Raw genomic sequence first — 236 nt, 5'->3', positions numbered from 1 at the left:
GAGTTTGATGCGGCCGTCGCCCAAGCCGATGCGATCAAGGACCAGCGCGCCGCCGATCATTTGCAGTGGCTCAACAGCACCGCGTTGCTCGAGGCTTTTGCCTATTACGATGCCAAAGACAGCGGCAACGGCCTGGCGTTCGAAGCGCAACTGGGCGTGGCCGTTGCCGGCATGAACAGTACCGCCCTGGGCGAGGCGCAAATCGACAGCTGGAGCGCCCTCGACGGCACGACGCC

1 pseudogene is annotated in these 236 nt (G+C 64.4%); it reads left to right on the top strand.

Features of this window, described 5'->3' with window-relative positions:
• Positions 1-236: pseudogene (locus tag ACM6J5_RS25965) on the top strand (hypothetical protein); the annotation flags it as partial.

The organism is Pseudomonas sp. IT-P74 (assembly GCF_949768175.1).
GTDB lineage: Bacteria > Pseudomonadota > Gammaproteobacteria > Pseudomonadales > Pseudomonadaceae > Aquipseudomonas.
Note: the sequence above shows the minus strand (reverse complement) of the source record. Positions and strands in the feature narration are given on the sequence as shown.